Origin of the sequence: Exiguobacterium sp. s194, from assembly GCF_018618275.1 — a bacterium.
Taxonomy (GTDB): domain Bacteria; phylum Bacillota; class Bacilli; order Exiguobacteriales; family Exiguobacteriaceae; genus Exiguobacterium; species Exiguobacterium chiriqhucha.
This window is the reverse complement of the sequence record NZ_JACSLT010000001.1, coordinates 133,568-150,083: the sequence shown is the minus strand read 5'-3', so window position 1 is coordinate 150,083 and position 16,516 is coordinate 133,568. Positions and strand designations below refer to the sequence as shown.

The 16,516-nt window shown below is 55.8% G+C and carries 17 protein-coding genes; 16 read left to right on the top strand and 1 reads right to left on the bottom strand.

Features of this window, described 5'->3' with window-relative positions; translation table 11 throughout:
- Positions 1-55: 55 nt before the first annotated feature.
- The gene (locus tag KNP85_RS00755; protein ID WP_214800835.1) at positions 56-520 is read left to right on the top strand and encodes a GreA/GreB family elongation factor; all 465 of its coding nucleotides are present in this window, start codon (positions 56-58) and stop codon (positions 518-520) included.
- Positions 521-563: 43 nt separating this feature from the next.
- Here the strand turns inward: KNP85_RS00755 and KNP85_RS00750 are convergent, their stop codons facing one another.
- Positions 564-1,439: a YitT family protein gene (locus tag KNP85_RS00750; protein ID WP_021067214.1), complete on the bottom strand. Its 876-nt coding sequence runs from the start codon at positions 1,437-1,439 to the stop codon at positions 564-566.
- Positions 1,440-1,550: 111 nt separating this feature from the next.
- Here KNP85_RS00750 and bshB1 point away from each other — a divergent pair, with 111 nt between their 5' ends.
- From bshB1 to KNP85_RS00675, 15 genes are all read left to right on the top strand, one after another.
- Positions 1,551-2,234 (top strand): bacillithiol biosynthesis deacetylase BshB1, encoded by a 684-nt coding sequence (gene bshB1 / locus KNP85_RS00745; RefSeq protein ID WP_058763415.1) that lies wholly within the window; start codon positions 1,551-1,553, stop codon positions 2,232-2,234.
- Positions 2,231-3,352: an N-acetyl-alpha-D-glucosaminyl L-malate synthase BshA gene (bshA, locus tag KNP85_RS00740; protein WP_021067216.1), complete on the top strand. Its 1,122-nt coding sequence runs from the start codon at positions 2,231-2,233 to the stop codon at positions 3,350-3,352. The genes bshB1 and bshA overlap by 4 nt, the downstream gene beginning before the upstream one ends.
- The gene (locus KNP85_RS00735) at positions 3,349-4,488 is read left to right on the top strand and encodes a CCA tRNA nucleotidyltransferase (protein ID WP_214800833.1); all 1,140 of its coding nucleotides are present in this window, start codon (positions 3,349-3,351) and stop codon (positions 4,486-4,488) included. Before bshA ends, KNP85_RS00735 begins: the two co-directional genes overlap by 4 nt.
- Positions 4,461-5,423 carry a biotin--[acetyl-CoA-carboxylase] ligase gene (locus KNP85_RS00730; RefSeq protein WP_214800831.1) on the top strand — a complete coding sequence of 321 codons (963 nt, stop codon included), beginning with the start codon at positions 4,461-4,463 and terminating at the stop codon, positions 5,421-5,423. Before KNP85_RS00735 ends, KNP85_RS00730 begins: the two co-directional genes overlap by 28 nt.
- 218 nt (positions 5,424-5,641) lie before the next feature.
- Entirely contained in the window at positions 5,642-6,478 is an 837-nt protein-coding gene (gene panB, locus KNP85_RS00725; RefSeq protein WP_021067219.1) for a 3-methyl-2-oxobutanoate hydroxymethyltransferase, read from the top strand.
- Positions 6,475-7,305 carry a pantoate--beta-alanine ligase gene (gene panC / locus KNP85_RS00720; protein ID WP_214800829.1) on the top strand — a complete coding sequence of 277 codons (831 nt, stop codon included), beginning with the start codon at positions 6,475-6,477 and terminating at the stop codon, positions 7,303-7,305. Before panB ends, panC begins: the two co-directional genes overlap by 4 nt.
- Positions 7,306-7,310: 5 nt before the next feature.
- Positions 7,311-7,694, top strand: a complete 384-nt coding sequence (gene panD / locus KNP85_RS00715) for an aspartate 1-decarboxylase (RefSeq protein WP_021067221.1) — start codon at positions 7,311-7,313, stop codon at positions 7,692-7,694.
- 107 nt (positions 7,695-7,801) lie between these two features.
- Entirely contained in the window at positions 7,802-10,612 is a 2,811-nt protein-coding gene (gene dinG / locus KNP85_RS00710; RefSeq protein WP_214800827.1) for an ATP-dependent DNA helicase DinG, read from the top strand.
- Between the two features lie 66 nt (positions 10,613-10,678).
- The gene (locus KNP85_RS00705) at positions 10,679-10,864 is read left to right on the top strand and encodes a YpmA family protein (RefSeq protein ID WP_021067223.1); all 186 of its coding nucleotides are present in this window, start codon (positions 10,679-10,681) and stop codon (positions 10,862-10,864) included.
- A 29-nt stretch (positions 10,865-10,893) separates the two neighbouring features.
- Entirely contained in the window at positions 10,894-11,337 is a 444-nt protein-coding gene (locus KNP85_RS00700) for a hypothetical protein (RefSeq protein WP_236355676.1), read from the top strand.
- 21 nt (positions 11,338-11,358) lie between these two features.
- On the top strand, positions 11,359-12,546 hold the full coding sequence (locus tag KNP85_RS00695; protein ID WP_214755844.1) for a pyridoxal phosphate-dependent aminotransferase: 1,188 nt from the start codon (positions 11,359-11,361) through the stop codon (positions 12,544-12,546).
- A gap of 20 nt (positions 12,547-12,566) precedes the next feature.
- The gene (gene asnS / locus KNP85_RS00690; RefSeq protein ID WP_021067226.1) at positions 12,567-13,868 is read left to right on the top strand and encodes an asparagine--tRNA ligase; all 1,302 of its coding nucleotides are present in this window, start codon (positions 12,567-12,569) and stop codon (positions 13,866-13,868) included.
- 59 nt (positions 13,869-13,927) lie between these two features.
- On the top strand, positions 13,928-14,515 hold the full coding sequence (locus KNP85_RS00685; RefSeq protein WP_021067227.1) for a DnaD domain-containing protein: 588 nt from the start codon (positions 13,928-13,930) through the stop codon (positions 14,513-14,515).
- On the top strand, positions 14,515-15,177 hold the full coding sequence (gene nth, locus KNP85_RS00680) for an endonuclease III (RefSeq protein ID WP_214713755.1): 663 nt from the start codon (positions 14,515-14,517) through the stop codon (positions 15,175-15,177). Before KNP85_RS00685 ends, nth begins: the two co-directional genes overlap by 1 nt.
- 105 nt (positions 15,178-15,282) lie before the next feature.
- Complete coding sequence (locus KNP85_RS00675) at positions 15,283-16,509, top strand: MFS transporter (protein ID WP_214800825.1); 1,227 nt, start codon at positions 15,283-15,285, stop codon at positions 16,507-16,509.
- Positions 16,510-16,516: the final 7 nt, after the last annotated feature.

The window sequence follows — 16,516 nt, the reverse complement described above, 5'->3', positions numbered from 1 at the left end:
GGGTCCCGTCCACGTGACGGGACTTTTTTAATTTTGCTTTCGAAAGGAGTAGCAGATGAATCAACCACAATTGACGAAAGCGGGACGGCTCCGCTTACAAGAACAGCTGGAGACGTTGCGCGGGGATAGCCGGCATGAGGCGCTCGAACGCGTCAAGACGGCCCGAAAGTTTTGTGATTTTCGTGAAGACGTGACGTACGTGGAGGCGGTCCGGGAACGAGAGCGGATTGAGACTAAAATTGTCGAACTGGAGCGACTGCTCGCCGATGCCGTTATCGTCGACGAGGGTCGGCCTGACGTCGTCGCGTTCGGGAGCCGAGTCGTCATTCGGGAATTACCGGACGGGAATGATGAGACGTATCGCCTCGTCGGTGAGCTCGAGGCTGATTTGGCGGAAGGAACGATTTCCGTATCGTCCCCGCTCGGTAGCGGGTTGATGGGAGGCGTCGTCGGTCAATCCGTATCAATCGCTTCACCGGCCGGCCCACTCGATTTTGAGATTGTCCGAATCGAGCCATAACGAAACGCCCCGTTCATCCGAACGGGGCGTCGTTTGTCGTGACTTATTTCAGCGGGACACGGTTCTCATCGAACGTGAACCCTTCACCGCCGACCTCATAGACGTGGTGGAACGTGACGAAGGCGTGCGGGTCGATCTGTTTGACGATCGTCTTCAACCGATTGACTTCGTTTCGTCCAACGACGACGTATAGCACTTCGAGCTCTTTATTCGAATAGCCACCCTTGGCGAGGAGCCGTGTCGTCCCGCGGTTCATCGTGGCGTGAATCCCGTCAGCGATGGCCGTACGATGGTCGCTGATAATCATGGCGGCCTTGCCAGCGTATGTCCCTTCTTGCATCGAGTCGATGACGCGGGCGCCGATATAGACGGCGAGGAGTGTGTACATCGCCTCGCGAATATCGAGATACGTCAAGCTGAGGACGATGACGAAAAAGTCGAACACGAGGAACGTCTTGCCGATTGACCATCCGACGTAACGTTGGACGAGTCGGGCGATGATATCGACGCCTCCCGTCGTCCCACCGTTATTGAAGATGATGCCGAGACCGACCCCGATGAAGAGACCGGCGAATAGACTCGCGAGCACCATATCGTCCGTCAAATCGATGATTAGATTCGAGTACTTGGCGATGAGGGCGTACCAGAGCGAGAAACTGAACGTCCCGATGAGCGTATAGATGAACGTCGTCCGCCCGAGCAGCTTGTAGCTGACAAAAAAGAGCGGGATGTTGAGCGCCAAGTTCGTGATCGATGGCGACCAGTCGAACAAACCGCGCAGAATCAAGGTGATGCCCGTGAATCCGCCTTCCGCCAAATTGTTCTGGACGTTGAAATGATAGACGCCGAACGCGAAAATAAAGGAACCAATTAAAATAAAGAATATATTGCGAAACCGAATCGGTAATTGTACCGTCATTTGGTTCACCTCCCACCTAGTAGCGTACTCGAAAAACCTCTCGATTGACTACCCTCTACATATGACATTCCGCGATGAGTCCGATATACTTTTCACAGAAGAGGTGATTTTATGAAAATAGTAGCAATTGGGGCCCATCCGGACGATATCGAAATCGGAATCGCCGGCATGACCGCCCAATGGACCAAGGCCGGGGTCGACGTTCTATACGTCGATTTGACGAGAGCGGAGCTGTCTTCGAATGGGGACGTCGTCACGCGCGGCATCGAAGCCGAAACGGCCGATCGGGTGCTCGGCATCCGTCGCATCAATCTCGGGTTCCCGGACCGGGGCCTGACCGGGGACGCAACTCAAATCGAGGCGATCGTCCGATTGATTCGGTCCGAGCGTCCGACACACGTCCTGTATCCATACGGCATCGACCGCCATCCCGATCACGGCGCCTGCGCCCGACTCGTCGAGGAGGCGCTCTTTAATGCCGGAATCCGTAAATACATGCCCGACGTCCCGGCATATCGGCCGTCGAGTGTCTATCAATATATGATTAACGCCCATACGACACCGGACGTCTGCATCGACATCACGGGGACAATCGAGCAAAAACTTGACGCCTTGCGTGCCTATGCCAGTCAGTTCACACCGGTCGACGGCGTGGCAACGCCGCTCACGGACGCCTATCTCGAACGGGTATTGGCGAGGGAACGTCACTTCGGTAGCTTAATCGGGACCGCATATGCGGAAGGGTTGATGACGAGCCGCCCATACGTGGTCCATCAGGCAGGTGAGCTCACATGAGTCTAAGAATCGGAGTTCTCTGTTATCCATCGGTCGGGGGCTCGGGCATTCTCGCCACCGAGCTCGGGATGAAACTCGCCGACCGGGGCCATGATGTCCATTTCATCACGTCGAGCATCCCATTCCGATTGAACGCTTATCATCCGAACATCACGTTCCACCAAGTCGAAATCAATCAATACTCGGTGTTCCGGTATCCACCGTACGACATCACGCTGGCGTCGAAGATTGCGAGCGTCATCCGGGCGTTCGGCCTCGATGTCATCCACGCCCACTATGCGGTGCCGCACGCCGTTTGTGCCGCCCTCGGACGCGAGATGGCGGGGACGAAGACACCGATCGTGTCGACACTCCATGGCACGGATATCACCGTGCTCGGCGAAGATGAGGAATTGAAGCCGGCAATTTTGTACGGCTTACGCCAATCGAACGCCATCACGGCCGTCTCGGACAGTTTGAAGCAAGAGACGCTCGAGCGGATCGGGTCCGACTTATCGATTGATGTCATCCACAACTTCATCGATGAGGCGGTCTATCAACCGCAGGCCGACACGTCCCTCCGCGAACGGTATGGCTTGTCCGATCAAGACCGGGTCGTCATCCATATCTCGAACTTCCGGCAAGTGAAGCGAATCGATCTCGTGCTCGAGGCGTTCCAGCAGATGAACGTCCCACATAAGAAACTGCTCCTCGTCGGCGACGGTCCGCTCATGGGAGCGATGCGCCGCCTCGTGAGCGAAATGGGACTCGAAGAGCAAGTCATCTTCGCCGGGAAGCAAGAACAAGTGGCGGCGCTCTTGTCGATTTGCGACGTCCACATCCTGTTATCGGACAAAGAGGCGTTCGGTCTCGTCGCGCTCGAGGCGATGGCGACGGGCGTCCCGTCGGTCGTCAGCGATGCGGGCGGATTGCCGGAAGTCATCACTGACGGCGTGGAAGGGTTCGTCGTCAAACGCGGCGACGCGCTCGCGGCGACGAGAGCGCTCGAAGCGATTTTGCTCGACGGGGAACTGCATGCACGCTTCCGCACGAACGGGCTCGAACGGGCCAAACAGTTCGCGTCGGCCGATATCGTAACGGCATATGAATCGCTTTATGAACAGGTGGTGCGCCCATGACGGAATGGGAATACGCCAAACGGATTATCGAGACGATTAACGCCCACGGCGGCGAAGCGTATATCGTCGGGGGGGCCGTCCGCGACTACATGCGCGGTACGCTTCCGGATGACATCGATATCGCCACGTCGCTCTTTCCGGACGAAGTCATGCGTTTGTTCCCGAAATCGGTACCGACCGGAATCGATCACGGCACAGTGACGGTCATTCTCGACCATCATCCGTTCGAAGTGACGACGTTCCGGTCGGAAGGGACGTATTCGGATTCGAGACGGCCCGACCACGTGTCGCTCGGCGTCTCGCTCGAGGAGGACATGAAACGGCGCGACTTCACGATGAACGCGATGGCGTTCCACGATGGCAACGTCGTCGATTTGTTCGGCGGTCGGATGGATCTTGAGGCGCGTGTCATCCGTACCGTCGGCAGCCCGTACGAACGCTTCAATGAGGACGCGCTCCGCATCATGCGGGCGTTCCGCTTCATGGCCCAGCTCGATTTCCGTCTCGATGACGACGTGCAACGGGCTTCCCGCGAACTCGGTCATAAACTGCAAGACATCGCGATGGAGCGGGTCGCTATCGAGTTTGAGAAGCTGATGGTCGGTCCGGCGTATCGAAAAGCGCTGGCGGCGATACTGGACCTCGGCATCCATCAGTATTTACCGAACGTCTCGGCAGAACTGATTGAGCGCGTCATCGCCGACAGACGGACGCCGGTCAATCCGGTCGGCGGCTGGGCGTTGTTCGTCCATCATGCCGCTGCGACCGATTGGTTGACGCCGTGGAAACGCTCGAACGCGCTGAAACGGGAAGCGAACGTGCTCGCCCGGTTGTTCACGACCGGCCTCGACACGTTCACGATTTACGAGACGACGACGGCGACGCTCTCGACGTATCTCGACATGTCGGGTCGGACGGAGACGGCTGAACAGTTGAAGCGGCAGTTGCCGATTCAATCGCGCCGGGAGCTTCGCTTCGACGGCCGTGATGCGCTCCAAATCGGGGCCCAGGGCCCGCTCATCAAACAAGTGCTCGCCCACGTCGAACGGCTCGTGCTGGACGGCGAGCTCGCCAACGAACCGGAACCGTTACGAAAGGAGGCGAAACGATGGCTTCAACACGCGGAAAGGTATTAAACCTGTTGCAGGACGGGACCGTCTGGAGTGGTCAAGAGTTGGCCCGTCAATTAAATATTTCACGTACCGCTATTTGGAAACATATCGAGACGTTAAAACAAGATGGGTATGCGATTGAGACGATTCCTCGAAAAGGGTATCAATTGTTCGGCCAGACCGACCGACTCGATGAGCCGGCGTTCGTATCGTTCCGAAAAGGGCGGTTCGGACAAGCCGTCCATGCGTTTGATCAAGTCGATACGACCCAACGCATCGCCCATGAATTGGCGCAAAAGGGCGTCCTCGAAGGAACGCTCGTCATCAGCGAGGAGCAGACAGCGGGACGAGGCCAACTCGGCCGGAACTGGTATAATCCGAGCCACGTCAATATCGCGGCGAGTGTCATCCTGCGCCCGGCGCTGCCGATTCGCGACGCCTCGAAGCTGACGCTCATGGCGGCGAGCGCGTTCGCGCGCGCTTTGCACGCGCAAGGTATCCCGGCCACCATCAAATGGCCGAATGACTTGTTGCTCAATGGGAAAAAAATCGGCGGCATCTTGACTGAGATGCAGACGGAGGGTGACCGGATTCAAGCCGTCATCCTTGGGTTCGGGTTGAACGTCAATAGCGATGTCATCCCGGACGAGCTCGCCCATCGCGCGACGTCCATCAAGCTGGAAACGAATCAGACGTATCGGAGAAGCGAGTTGCTTGCGCACTTGCTCGCCGAGCTCGAGACGGAATACGATTTGTTCCTCGCGTCAGGATTTGATTCTGTGCGCGCCCATTGGCTCGAATACGCCGCTTATCTGAACGAACCGGTGACGTTGACGGCGTCAGGGAAGCCAAGACGCGGGACGATGCGCGGCATTTCAGAGGATGGGGCACTCCTGTTGGAACATGAAGGAACGGTCGAGCCGATTTACTCTGCCGAGATCGCAGTTTGGAATGATTGATGGAAACGGGTTCGTGGTCTATAATGAATGTGCCGGACGCTATCGCTCGCGAAGTGTACCAGTACTGCAGACCGTCACTACATTTTTTTGTCTGCCTTGATCATTTTGACAGGGACAGAAGGACACTCATCTACTTGAGATTGTTTTCGTGCGCCTTCTTACCATTCGTGTAGGAAGGCGTTTTTTCTAACCTGTCTCCACATTAGGAGGAGAACTATATGCATACGATGACTTCGTTATTGAAGAAGATGAAGCAAGAAGAGAAATTGGTCATGTTGACCGCCTACGATTACCCGTCCGCAAAACTGGCCGAGGCTGCAGGCGTCGATATCATTTTAGTCGGGGATTCGCTCGGGATGGTCGTGCTCGGTTACGATTCGACGATTCCTGTGACAATCTCGGACATGGTCCATCACGCGAAAGCGGTTCGCCGCGGGGCCCGTGACACGTTCGTCGTCGTTGATATGCCGTTCGCGACATACCACGGTGATTTCGACCGCACGCTCCAAGCGGCCGCGACGTTGTTCCAAGACGGACAGGCCGATGCGATTAAACTTGAAGGGGCTGGCGAGGTGCTTGAAACGATCGAGCGTCTGACGAAAGTCGGTATGCCGTGTGTCGCCCACCTTGGCCTCACTCCGCAATCTGTCGGTGTGCTCGAAGGTTATAAAGTACAAGGCAAATCGCTCGAAGACGCAGAACAGTTGATTGCCGATAGCCTCGAGGCGGAGCGGGTTGGCGCGAAGATGCTCGTCCTCGAATGCGTGCCACATCAATTGGCCAAAAAGATTGCCGAGGCGCTCAGCATCCCGGTCATCGGAATCGGTGCGGGTGCCGATGTGGATGGCCAAGTACTCGTCTATCACGATATCTTGAAATATGGCGTCGACCGCCTTCCGAAGTTCGTCGAGGCATATGCCGACGTGAATGAGGTGGCGACGACGGCAATCCGCAATTACGTCGATGCGACGAAAGACGGCTCGTTCCCGCTCGAACGGCACACGTTCACGATGGATGAGTCATTGCTCGACACGCTCTACGGGGGCAAGGCATGAACATCGTCACGACCCCACGTTCGTTACAAGAAGCATTGACAGGTGTCGGGACGATCGGTTTCGTCCCGACGATGGGTTATTTGCATGAAGGGCACCTCAGTCTCGTCGAAGCGGCCAAGTCAGAAAACGACCTCGTCGTCATGAGCATCTTCGTCAACCCGACCCAGTTCGGACCGAACGAGGACCTCGACCGCTATCCGCGTGATTTCGAGCGGGACGAGGCACTCGCCCGCGAGGCGGGTGTCGACGTCTTGTTCTACCCGAACACGGAGACGATGTATCCGCTCGACATGGCACGTGTGACGGTGCGCACCGGCGCTGACGTCTTATGCGGGGCCAGTCGTCCCGGTCATTTCGATGGCGTCTTGACCGTCGTTTCGAAGCTGTTCAATCTCGTCCGTCCGACCCGCGCTTACTTCGGGTTGAAGGATGCGCAACAGGTCGCTCTAATCGAAGGCTACGTCCGCGACTATTTCGTCCCGGTCGAGATTCGCCGCTGTGCGATTATCCGTGAACCGTCGGGCCTTGCGAAATCGTCCCGTAACGTCTATTTGTCGGAGTCAGAGAAGGCGGATGCGAGTGACATCAACCGTGCCTTGATCGAGGCGCGAGACGCCCTTGCGCAAGGTGAGGCGATTCGAGACGTGATGGCACGGCTCGAGGACCACTTGAAGAACATTCCGAACAGCACGATCGACTATGTCGAAATCAAAGACTATCCGACGTTGACCGAGGTGACCTCCGCGTCAACCGAACTATTGATTGCTGTAGCGGTGCAGTTCGAACGGGCCCGCTTGATTGATAATGTGATTTGGAAGAGAGGATGAATCCAATGATTCGAACATTTATGCACGCAAAACTACACAAGGCGACCGTCACCGAGGCGAACTTACATTACGTCGGCTCGATCACGATCGATGAAGATTTAATGGATGCGGTCGGGATCATGGAGAACGAGCATGTCCACATCACGAACAACCATAACGGGGCTCGCATCGAGACGTACGTCATCAAGGGCGAACGAGGCTCAGGCGTCGTCTGTTTGAACGGGGCTGCGGCCCGTCACTTCCAAGTCGGGGACGTCGTCATCATCATGGCGTACGGTCAAATGACGGCCGAGGAAGCGAAACAACATCGTCCGAAAGTCGCCGTCTTGAACGAGCGAAACGAGATCGATCAACTTCTATACGAAGAAATCGCCCATACGATTTTATAAGACGAACGGGGATGTCCGCGAGAGGCATCCCCGTTTTTTCGTGTATCGTTCTATGGTAAGATGAGACAGACAGAAAGCACGAGCGTGCCGAAGATGGGATGGATGTTATGGACACCTATGTGATAGTGGATTTGGAGACGACTGGTCATTCCGTCAAGTCCGGCGACGAATTGATTGAATTTGCGGCGGTGGTCGTTCAAGGGAGTGAAGTGATTGAGCGCTACAGTACCTTGATTCGTCCGAGTCGCCCGATCCCGCCTTTTATCACGCAGTTGACGACGATCACGAATCAAGACGTGGCGGAAGCCCCGACGTTTGAGGAAGTGATCCCAGATATATGGAAGATGCTAGACGGGCGGATTTTTGTCGCCCATAACGTATCGTTTGATTTGAATTTTTTGAATGAAAGCTTAGAGTTGGCCGGGTATATCCCGTTCCAGGGCCGGGCCATCGACACGGTCGAGCTGGCACGGATTCTATACCCGACGCTCGAGAGCCACGCGCTCGAGTCCCTCGCCGAGACGTTCAACCTCGTCCACACCGACGCGCACCGCGCGCTGAGCGACGCCGAGGCAACGGCTGAACTGTTCGTTCGTTTGGTCGAGCGGTTGCGCGCGTTACCGCTCGTCACGCTGAAACAATTGCGGCGGTTGTCCGAATCGTGGACGAGCAACGTCGAGCCGCTGCTCGATGAGTTGATCATTCAAGTCGGGATTCGAGCCGACGACGAGACGACGTACGATATTCATCGGAAAATCGCACTGAGACGTCTCGTCGACAAGTTCGAACCCGCCGTCGAACGCGAGCCGTTCGAGCCGTTCCTTCACCGGACGATTGAAGAGACGCTCCCGGCATTGTTCGGGCAATTCGAGCCGCGTCAAAGTCAATTCGAGATGATGCGCCACGTCTATAAAGCGCTCGATGACGAAGCGACACTGTTAATCGAGGCGGGAACAGGGACCGGAAAAACGTTGGCGTATTTGATTCCGAGCGCACATCACGCGCTCGAGACGAAACGACCGGTCGTCGTCAGCACACATACGATTCAATTGCAGGAACAGCTGTTGAATCGAGATTTGCCGATTTTAAAAGCGATTTTCCCTGAAGTCGAATTCACGTTGTTGAAAGGGAGACGCAATTACATCGACCTCCGCAAGTTCGAGATGATTCTCGAAGAGGCGAACGAAGGCTTGCTCCCAGCGATGTGCAAGGCGATGGTACTCGTCTGGTTGACCGAGACCGTGACAGGCGACTTGGAAGAGTTGTCGCTACCAGGCGCGGCGTCACAAGGGCCGGCCTCGTTCAAACGGCTCATCCAAGCCGACGCGGCCTCGGACTTCGGCCGTTTCGACCCGTGGTATAGCCGGGACTTCTTCACCCGGGCCGTCTTGCGCTCGAAAGAGGCCGATATCATCGTGACGAACCACGCTTTATTGTTCTCTGATTTGCAGCATCAGGCCGGGATTCTTCCGATCGATACGCCGCTCATCTTAGATGAGGCCCATCAAGTCGAGGAAGTCGCGTCGCATCACTTCGGTGTGACGTTCGACGCGATTCAGTTCGACCGCTTGTTCAAGTGGTTCGGTTACGGCGCCGATGGCAAGTTCCATTCACGCGTGCTCGGACTCGCTGATTTGACGGCCGTCGCGGAAGAAGCCGAGGCGTTCAGCAAGGCGACCGATCAAGCGCTCGCGCGCGTCGACGATGAACTGAACGATTTGCTCACGGCGCTCCAGTCGCTCGGTAAAAAGCGGGAGCAACGTCAAACCGTCCGCTTCGAGCGGGAAGGGGAGCCGTTCCGTCCGATTCGGGAAGTGGCGAAGCGACTCGAAGACCGTCTGCGGACACTCCGGACGACGCTCCGGCAACTGCATCGGCTTCTCGATGAGCATAAAGAACATATGACGTTCAAACAACGGGCCGTGCTCGGGGATTTGAAGGCGTTCATCGGGGACGTGCGCGATATCGAGAGCGTGCTCTACGAGACGATGCTCACGCGGGATGACGATGCTGTCAGTTGGGTCGAACTCAACCTGGCCAACCGTAAGTTGACTTCGGTGTATACGCAACCGGTCGAGATCGGTCCACTCTTGCATGAACGACTGTTCGCCAAGCGTCCGACCGTCTTGACGTCGGCGACGATGACCGTTTCGGGCCGATTCGGATTCATCGAACGCCGTCTTGGACTCGACGGCGAAGATGTCCGTCGCGTCGTCCTGGCGTCACCGTTTGATTTCAAGAAACAAGCGAAACTGTTTGTGCCGTCCGACATCCCGCTCATCAACGAGGTTCCGTTGCCGCGGTTCGTCGAACAGATTGCAGGCTCGATTGCCCAAATCGCCAATGTGACGAAAGGACGGATGCTCGTCTTGTTCACATCGAACGAATTGTTGCGCTTGACGCATGAGGCCGTCAAAGACCAGCTTGATGAGGGCTATACGCTCCTCGCCCAAGGCGTCAGCGGCGGATCACGTAGCCGTTTAACGAAACAATTCAAGCGCATCGACCAATCGATTTTGTTCGGGACGGCTAGCTTCTGGGAAGGCGTCGACATTCCGGGCGAGGCACTCACTTGCCTCATTATCGTCCGACTCCCGTTCGCCCCGCCCGACCAACCGGTCATGCAGGCGCGGTCCGAGAAAATCGAGGCGACAGGCAAATCGTCATTCTTTGAGCTGTCACTCCCGCAAGCGGTCATCCGCTTTAAACAAGGGGTCGGCCGTCTGATTCGCTCGAAAGAGGATTACGGCGCCATCTTCGTCTTCGACCGTCGTGTCGAGACGACCCGTTATGGGAAGCAGTTCATTAACAGTTTGCCGGCCGTCGACCGAATCGACGGTCCGCTCGAGACCGCACTCGCCGAACTGGAGCTGTTTTTAGACGAGAAAGAAAAGACCGGCCTAGGAAATCAGAGATAACGCTAGGCATCGTGATATTATCGTTTTATAATAATGGGTATAGTGTTTTTTGAAGGAGGAGTAATCATGAATTCGAATATCGAGACGTTGGCGACGGTTCGAATCGAGCCGACGGCAGATGTATACAAAATTGTCGACTTGTTGAACCGCACGTTGAAGGGCCAAGATTTAATGTTCGGTCTTGCTTTAGAGAAAAAAGTGAATGATCCGAAGAAAGAAGAGATGGTGTTCACCATCTATCGGACGGAATGACACGGAAGACCAAAGTAGTGGTTGCGTTCATGACGGCACTCATCGGTGTCGTCATCGTATTTAGTGGCATCTATTGGTTCACGGTCGGTCATACCGAGCGCACGAAAGACAAGATGATCGAGGCGGCACGCGAGCGTCTCGAGACCGAGCAACCGTCCGTCAACATCGAACGGGCCGAGCTGTATAACGGGACGGAACCGTACGTCGTCTTCGAGGAGACGGATCAAGTCCAGTTCGTGCCAGTCGATGACAAGTTGCCGATTGTGACGCGTGACATCGCGTCGGTCGACCTCGATCAAGTCTGTGCCGAATCGGTCACAGAAACGGGCGGGTCACTCGTCAGCTGTAAATACGGGTTTGACGAACGGGCCTTGATTGAGGTCGTGACGAAATCGGGCGCATCGTATACGTATTCGTATTATACGCTCCAAGCGGGCGAATTTATTCGACGGGTCCAATTGACGGACTCGTAACGAAACCAAGGGGGAGTTTTTGTGGAACATCTATTGGCACAACGTGTAAAGCAGTTGACACCTTCAACGACACTCGCCATCACAGCGAAAGCGAAAGCGTTAAAGGCTTCGGGACAAGACGTCATCGGCCTCGGCGCCGGGGAACCGGATTTCAATACGCCGGAACGTATCATCGAGGCAGCCTGTCAGGCCGCGCGCGATGGTGACACGAAGTATACGCCATCAGGCGGGACGGTCGAATTGAAAGACGCGATCATCGAGAAGACGAAGCGCGACAGCAACTTGACGTTCACGCGTGCGGAGGTCATGGTCGCCTCAGGTGCGAAGCATGCCCTCTATACATTGTTCCAAGCGATTTTAGATGAAGGCGACGAGGTCATCATCCCGGTACCGTACTGGGTCAGCTATCCGGAGCAAGTGAAGCTCGCGGACGGTGTCCCGGTCTACGTCGATACGAACGAGTCGACGATGTTCAAATTGACGCCAGAGTTGCTCGAGGCGGCCATCACGGATCGGACGAAAGCGGTCATCTTGAACAGTCCGTCGAACCCGACCGGTATGATTTATACCGAGGCCGAGCTGTCGGCACTCGCGGACGTCATCAAACGACACGACTTGCTCGTCGTCAGTGACGAGATTTATGAGAAACTCGTCTACGGCGATGCGGAGTTCGTCTCGATCGCGACGCTTCCAGGGATGTTGGAGCGGACGGTCATCATCAACGGCGTCTCGAAGTCACACGCGATGACCGGATGGCGCATCGGTTATGCGGTCGGCGATAAGACGATTATCGAGGCGATGACGAACCTCGCATCGCACTCGACATCGAACCCGACGTCAATCGCTCAAGCGGCGGCGGTCGAAGCGTATAACGGGCCACAAGACGACGTCGAGATGATGCGTGTCTCATTCGCGGAACGACTCGAGATCGTTTATGAGCGTTTGATTGCCATCCCAGGCATCACATGCTTGAAGCCGCAAGGCGCATTTTACTTATATGCCAACGCCAAAGAGGCGGCATCGATGAGCGGGTACGACTCGGTCGACGCATGGTGTGAGGCCGTGCTCGGCGAAGCGTTCGTTGCCCTCGTCCCAGGCTCAGGTTTCGGACAGGACGACTACGTCCGCTTGTCTTATGCAACAGAATTGAAACGGGTATTAGAAGCGCTCGATCGAGTAGAAGACTTCATTACACGTAACGCTCGATAAGCGAAAGGATGGATATGGATATGACAACAATTTCAATCAGCCAATTTAAAGATTACGAAGGCCAGACGGTCCGCGTCGGAGCCTGGATCGCCAACAAACGTTCGAGTGGAAAGATCGCTTTCCTTCAACTTCGTGACGGGAGCGGTTTCGCTCAAGCCGTCGTCGTCAAAGCCGATGTAGCCGAAGAGTTGTTCGCGCTCGCTAAAGGCGTGACGCAAGAAACTTCGGTCTGGGTCACGGGTACGGTCAAATCGGACGGCGGACGCACGCCGCTCGGCTTCGAGCTCGAAGTGACGGCGATGGAAGTGATCGCGGAATCGGTCGATTATCCGATCACACCGAAAGAGCACGGCACCGAGTTCTTGATGGACAACCGTCACCTTTGGCTCCGTTCGCGTCGCCAGCACGCGATCATGAAAGTTCGTAACGAATTGATTCGGGCGACGTATGAGTTCTACAACCAAGAAGGTTTCGTGAAAATCGATCCACCAATCATCACGTCGAGTGCACCGGAAGGCACGACTGAGTTGTTCGAGACAGATTACTTCGGACAACCGGCCTACTTGTCACAAACGGGCCAGCTATACATGGAAGCTGCCGCGATGGCACTTGGCAAAGTATTCTCGTTCGGACCGACGTTCCGCGCCGAGAAATCGAAGACGCGCCGCCACTTGATCGAGTTCTGGATGATCGAGCCGGAGATGGCATTCTTCGACCACGACATGAGCCTCGAGCTCCAAGAGCGCTACGTCTCGTATATCGCCAAATCGGCGCTCGAGAACTGCCGCAACGAATTGGAACTGCTCGGACGCGACTTGTCGAAACTTGAGAAAGTCCAAGCACCGTTCCCGCGTGTCCGTTACACCGATGCGATCAAGTTCTTGAAAGACGAAGGCTTCGACGACATCGAGTACGGCGACGATTTCGGTGCCCCGCACGAGACGGCCATCGCCAACGCGCATGACCTCCCGGTGTTCATCACACATTGGCCGAAAGACATCAAGCCGTTCTATATGAAAGTCGATCCGGAAAACCCGGAACTCGTCCTCTGTGCCGACTTGATCGCACCGGAAGGCTACGGCGAGATTATCGGCGGTTCGCAACGTGAAGACGATTACGACCGGTTGAAAGAAGAAATCATCAAAGAAGGTCTCGATGAGACGGACGCGTACGACTGGTACCTCGAACTCCGCAAATACGGATCGGTCCCGCACTCTGGCTTCGGTCTTGGCCTTGAGCGTACGGTCGCCTGGATTAGCGGAATCGAGCATATCCGCGAAGCGATTCCGTTCCCACGCCTCTTGAACCGCATTCACCCATAATCGCCAATCGGGGATGACTTCGTCTTCCCCGATTGATTTGTCTAGAAAGGATGTGCGACATGGATGCACATAATCTAATCAAGCTGTTCGAACAAAATCCAGTCGTCGTTCCGAGAAAATTGTTCACGGAGGCGCGTCGCCTCAACTTGAGTCCGGTCGAGTTCAATCTCGTCATCCACTTGCTTGAGATGACGGGGGAAGGCATTGAGATGCCGCTTCCAAGCGAACTCGGAGACCGGATGAACGTGGCCGAGAGCGAGGCTCGTTCCGTCTTGCTCGGCTTGCTCCAAAAAGAGTTGATCGCCATCGATGCGTCGACCGAGGTTGAACGATACAGTCTGCTTCCGTTGTTCCTTGCACTCGAAGAAGGGGCGACACCTGAAAAATCGGCTCATTCGTTAAATGAGAACATCATTCATACGTTTGAGCGCGAGTTCGGGACGATCACCCCGTTCGAGATCGAACAGATTGTCGGTTGGTTGACCGAGGACGGCTTCAGTGAAGAGCTGATTATGGCCGCGCTTCGGGAAGCAAAGCTTCGCAACGTACGCAACTTTAAATATATGGACAAGATTCTCAGAGTGTGGCAAGACCACAACGTCGAGTCACTCGAGGACCTCGTCGATTATCAACGGAGGAAAAAGTGATGTTGACGAGAGCCCAATTGACCGAAGTGTCTGACACGATGCGTCGCATGTTCCCGGACGCCCACTGTGAGTTGACGCACCGTAATCCGTTCGAGCTTGTCGTGGCCGTGGCGTTATCGGCGCAGGCGACCGATGCACTCGTCAACAAAGTGACGCCTGGTCTGTTCGAGGCCTATCCGACCGTCGAATCGATGGCTGCGGCTGACGTCGCCGACATCGAGGCGTTAATCAAGCGCATCGGTCTCTATCGGAACAAGGCGAAAAACGTGAAGGCGCTCTCGATGCAAATCGTGGAACGTCACGACGGGATCGTCCCGTCGGATCGCGAATCTCTCGAGGCGTTGCCTGGCGTCGGACGGAAGACGGCGAACGTCGTCTTGTCCGTCGCGTTTCACGAACCGGCATTCGCCGTCGACACGCACGTCGAGCGCGTCTCGAAACGTCTCGGCATCTGTCGTTGGAAAGATAACGTCCGTCAAGTCGAGGACACGCTCATGAAGAAGTTCCCGCGCGAAGAATGGTCACAGCTCCATCACCAGTTCATCTTCTTCGGCCGCTATCACTGCAAAGCGCAACGTCCTGCTTGCGAGACATGTCCGCTGCTCGATATGTGCCGCGAAGGGAAGAAACGAATGAAGTCCAAGCAAGCGACCGGACAATGAACGGAAGCGTCTTCCTGATCACGAGATCGGGAAGACGCTTTTTATACGTACGGGGGTATTTTTTGATATACTCAATCCAGCAACCAGTTGGCAAGGAGGATGTATATGAATCAACCACGTATCGGCGTCCGAGAAAATCGATTCAATTTTATACTGCTCGTCGTGACAAACTTCTTTGTCGGATCGATGGTAGGGCTTGAGCGGACAATCTTGCCTATTATCGGAGAAGAGGATTTTGCTCTCATCTCGACGAGTGCGGCACTCTCGTTCATCATCAGCTTCGGATTCTCGAAGGCGGTCGTCAATTACTTCGCAGGAGCCATCGCCGACCGATACGGTCGCAAAAAAGTGCTCATCTTCGGTTGGGCAATCGGGCTCCTCGTTCCCGTGCTCGTCATATCAGCATCGGCATGGTGGGTGATTATCGTGGCGAATGTCTTGCTTGGGGTCAACCAAGGGCTGACGTGGTCGATGACGGTCAATATGAAAATTGATTTGGCCAAACCGACGGAGCGGGGACTGGCGGTCGGACTGAATGAGTTCGCGGGTTATATTGGCGTCGCCGTGATGGCGGCGGTGTCCGGGATGGTTGCCGTCACATACGGCAGTCGGCCGGAACCGTTCTACATCGGTGTAGTCGTCGCCTTGATCGGTCTCACGTTATCGTTGTTCGTCCGCGATACGACGAAACAATTACAGCTTCAGTCTATAGGTCAACCTGAAAAGACACGTTCGCCGAAACAGGTATTCCTGGCGACGACATGGAGAGATCGTTCGCTCTCAAGCCTGACGGTAGCCGGTCTGTCGACCAATTTGAAGGACGGCATGGCATGGGGCTTGTTCCCGATTTATTTTGCCGCCCAAGGGCTGAGTCTCGCGGAGATCGGGCTGATCGTGGCGCTCTACCCCGCGGCATGGGGCTTCTTTCAACTGTTCACCGGTGTGTGGAGCGACCGCATCGGACGAAAAGGGTTGATTGTCGTAGGGATGTGGGTTCAGGCCGGCTCGCTATGGGCGATTCTCGTCATGACCGACTATTGGCAATGGGTGTTCGCAGCGGTCATGCTTGGCATCGGGACGGCGATGGTCTATCCGACGCTCCAAGCCTCAATCAGTGACGTCGCCGAACATTCGTGGCGCGCCTCGGCGATGGGCGTCTATCGTTTTTGGCGCGACAGTGGCTATGCGTTCGGGGCTATATTCGCCGGGCTGTTGACCGATGTCTTGTCCATCGGCTGGGCAATCGGATTGGTGGCCGTGATCCCGTTTTTGGCCGGCCTCAACGCGCTCATTCGTTTGCGGGAGACGCTCCCGGGCTTGCGCCGAACATAAAAACTGC

What these genes read in the sequence shown, in the direction of transcription:
- KNP85_RS00755 (WP_214800835.1), top strand. Translation starts at nt 56, where the DNA reads ATGAATCAACCACAATTGACGAAAGCGGGACGGCTCCGCTTACAAGAA.
- KNP85_RS00750 (WP_021067214.1), bottom strand. Translation starts at nt 1,439, where the DNA reads ATGACGGTACAATTACCGATTCGGTTTCGCAATATATTCTTTATTTTA.
- bshB1 (WP_058763415.1), top strand. Translation starts at nt 1,551, where the DNA reads ATGAAAATAGTAGCAATTGGGGCCCATCCGGACGATATCGAAATCGGA.
- bshA (WP_021067216.1), top strand. Translation starts at nt 2,231, where the DNA reads ATGAGTCTAAGAATCGGAGTTCTCTGTTATCCATCGGTCGGGGGCTCG.
- KNP85_RS00735 (WP_214800833.1), top strand. Translation starts at nt 3,349, where the DNA reads ATGACGGAATGGGAATACGCCAAACGGATTATCGAGACGATTAACGCC.
- KNP85_RS00730 (WP_214800831.1), top strand. Translation starts at nt 4,461, where the DNA reads ATGGCTTCAACACGCGGAAAGGTATTAAACCTGTTGCAGGACGGGACC.
- panB (WP_021067219.1), top strand. Translation starts at nt 5,642, where the DNA reads ATGCATACGATGACTTCGTTATTGAAGAAGATGAAGCAAGAAGAGAAA.
- panC (WP_214800829.1), top strand. Translation starts at nt 6,475, where the DNA reads ATGAACATCGTCACGACCCCACGTTCGTTACAAGAAGCATTGACAGGT.
- panD (WP_021067221.1), top strand. Translation starts at nt 7,311, where the DNA reads ATGATTCGAACATTTATGCACGCAAAACTACACAAGGCGACCGTCACC.
- dinG (WP_214800827.1), top strand. Translation starts at nt 7,802, where the DNA reads ATGGACACCTATGTGATAGTGGATTTGGAGACGACTGGTCATTCCGTC.
- KNP85_RS00705 (WP_021067223.1), top strand. Translation starts at nt 10,679, where the DNA reads ATGAATTCGAATATCGAGACGTTGGCGACGGTTCGAATCGAGCCGACG.
- KNP85_RS00700 (WP_236355676.1), top strand. Translation starts at nt 10,894, where the DNA reads ATGACGGCACTCATCGGTGTCGTCATCGTATTTAGTGGCATCTATTGG.
- asnS (WP_021067226.1), top strand. Translation starts at nt 12,567, where the DNA reads ATGACAACAATTTCAATCAGCCAATTTAAAGATTACGAAGGCCAGACG.
- KNP85_RS00685 (WP_021067227.1), top strand. Translation starts at nt 13,928, where the DNA reads ATGGATGCACATAATCTAATCAAGCTGTTCGAACAAAATCCAGTCGTC.
- nth (WP_214713755.1), top strand. Translation starts at nt 14,515, where the DNA reads ATGTTGACGAGAGCCCAATTGACCGAAGTGTCTGACACGATGCGTCGC.
- KNP85_RS00675 (WP_214800825.1), top strand. Translation starts at nt 15,283, where the DNA reads ATGAATCAACCACGTATCGGCGTCCGAGAAAATCGATTCAATTTTATA.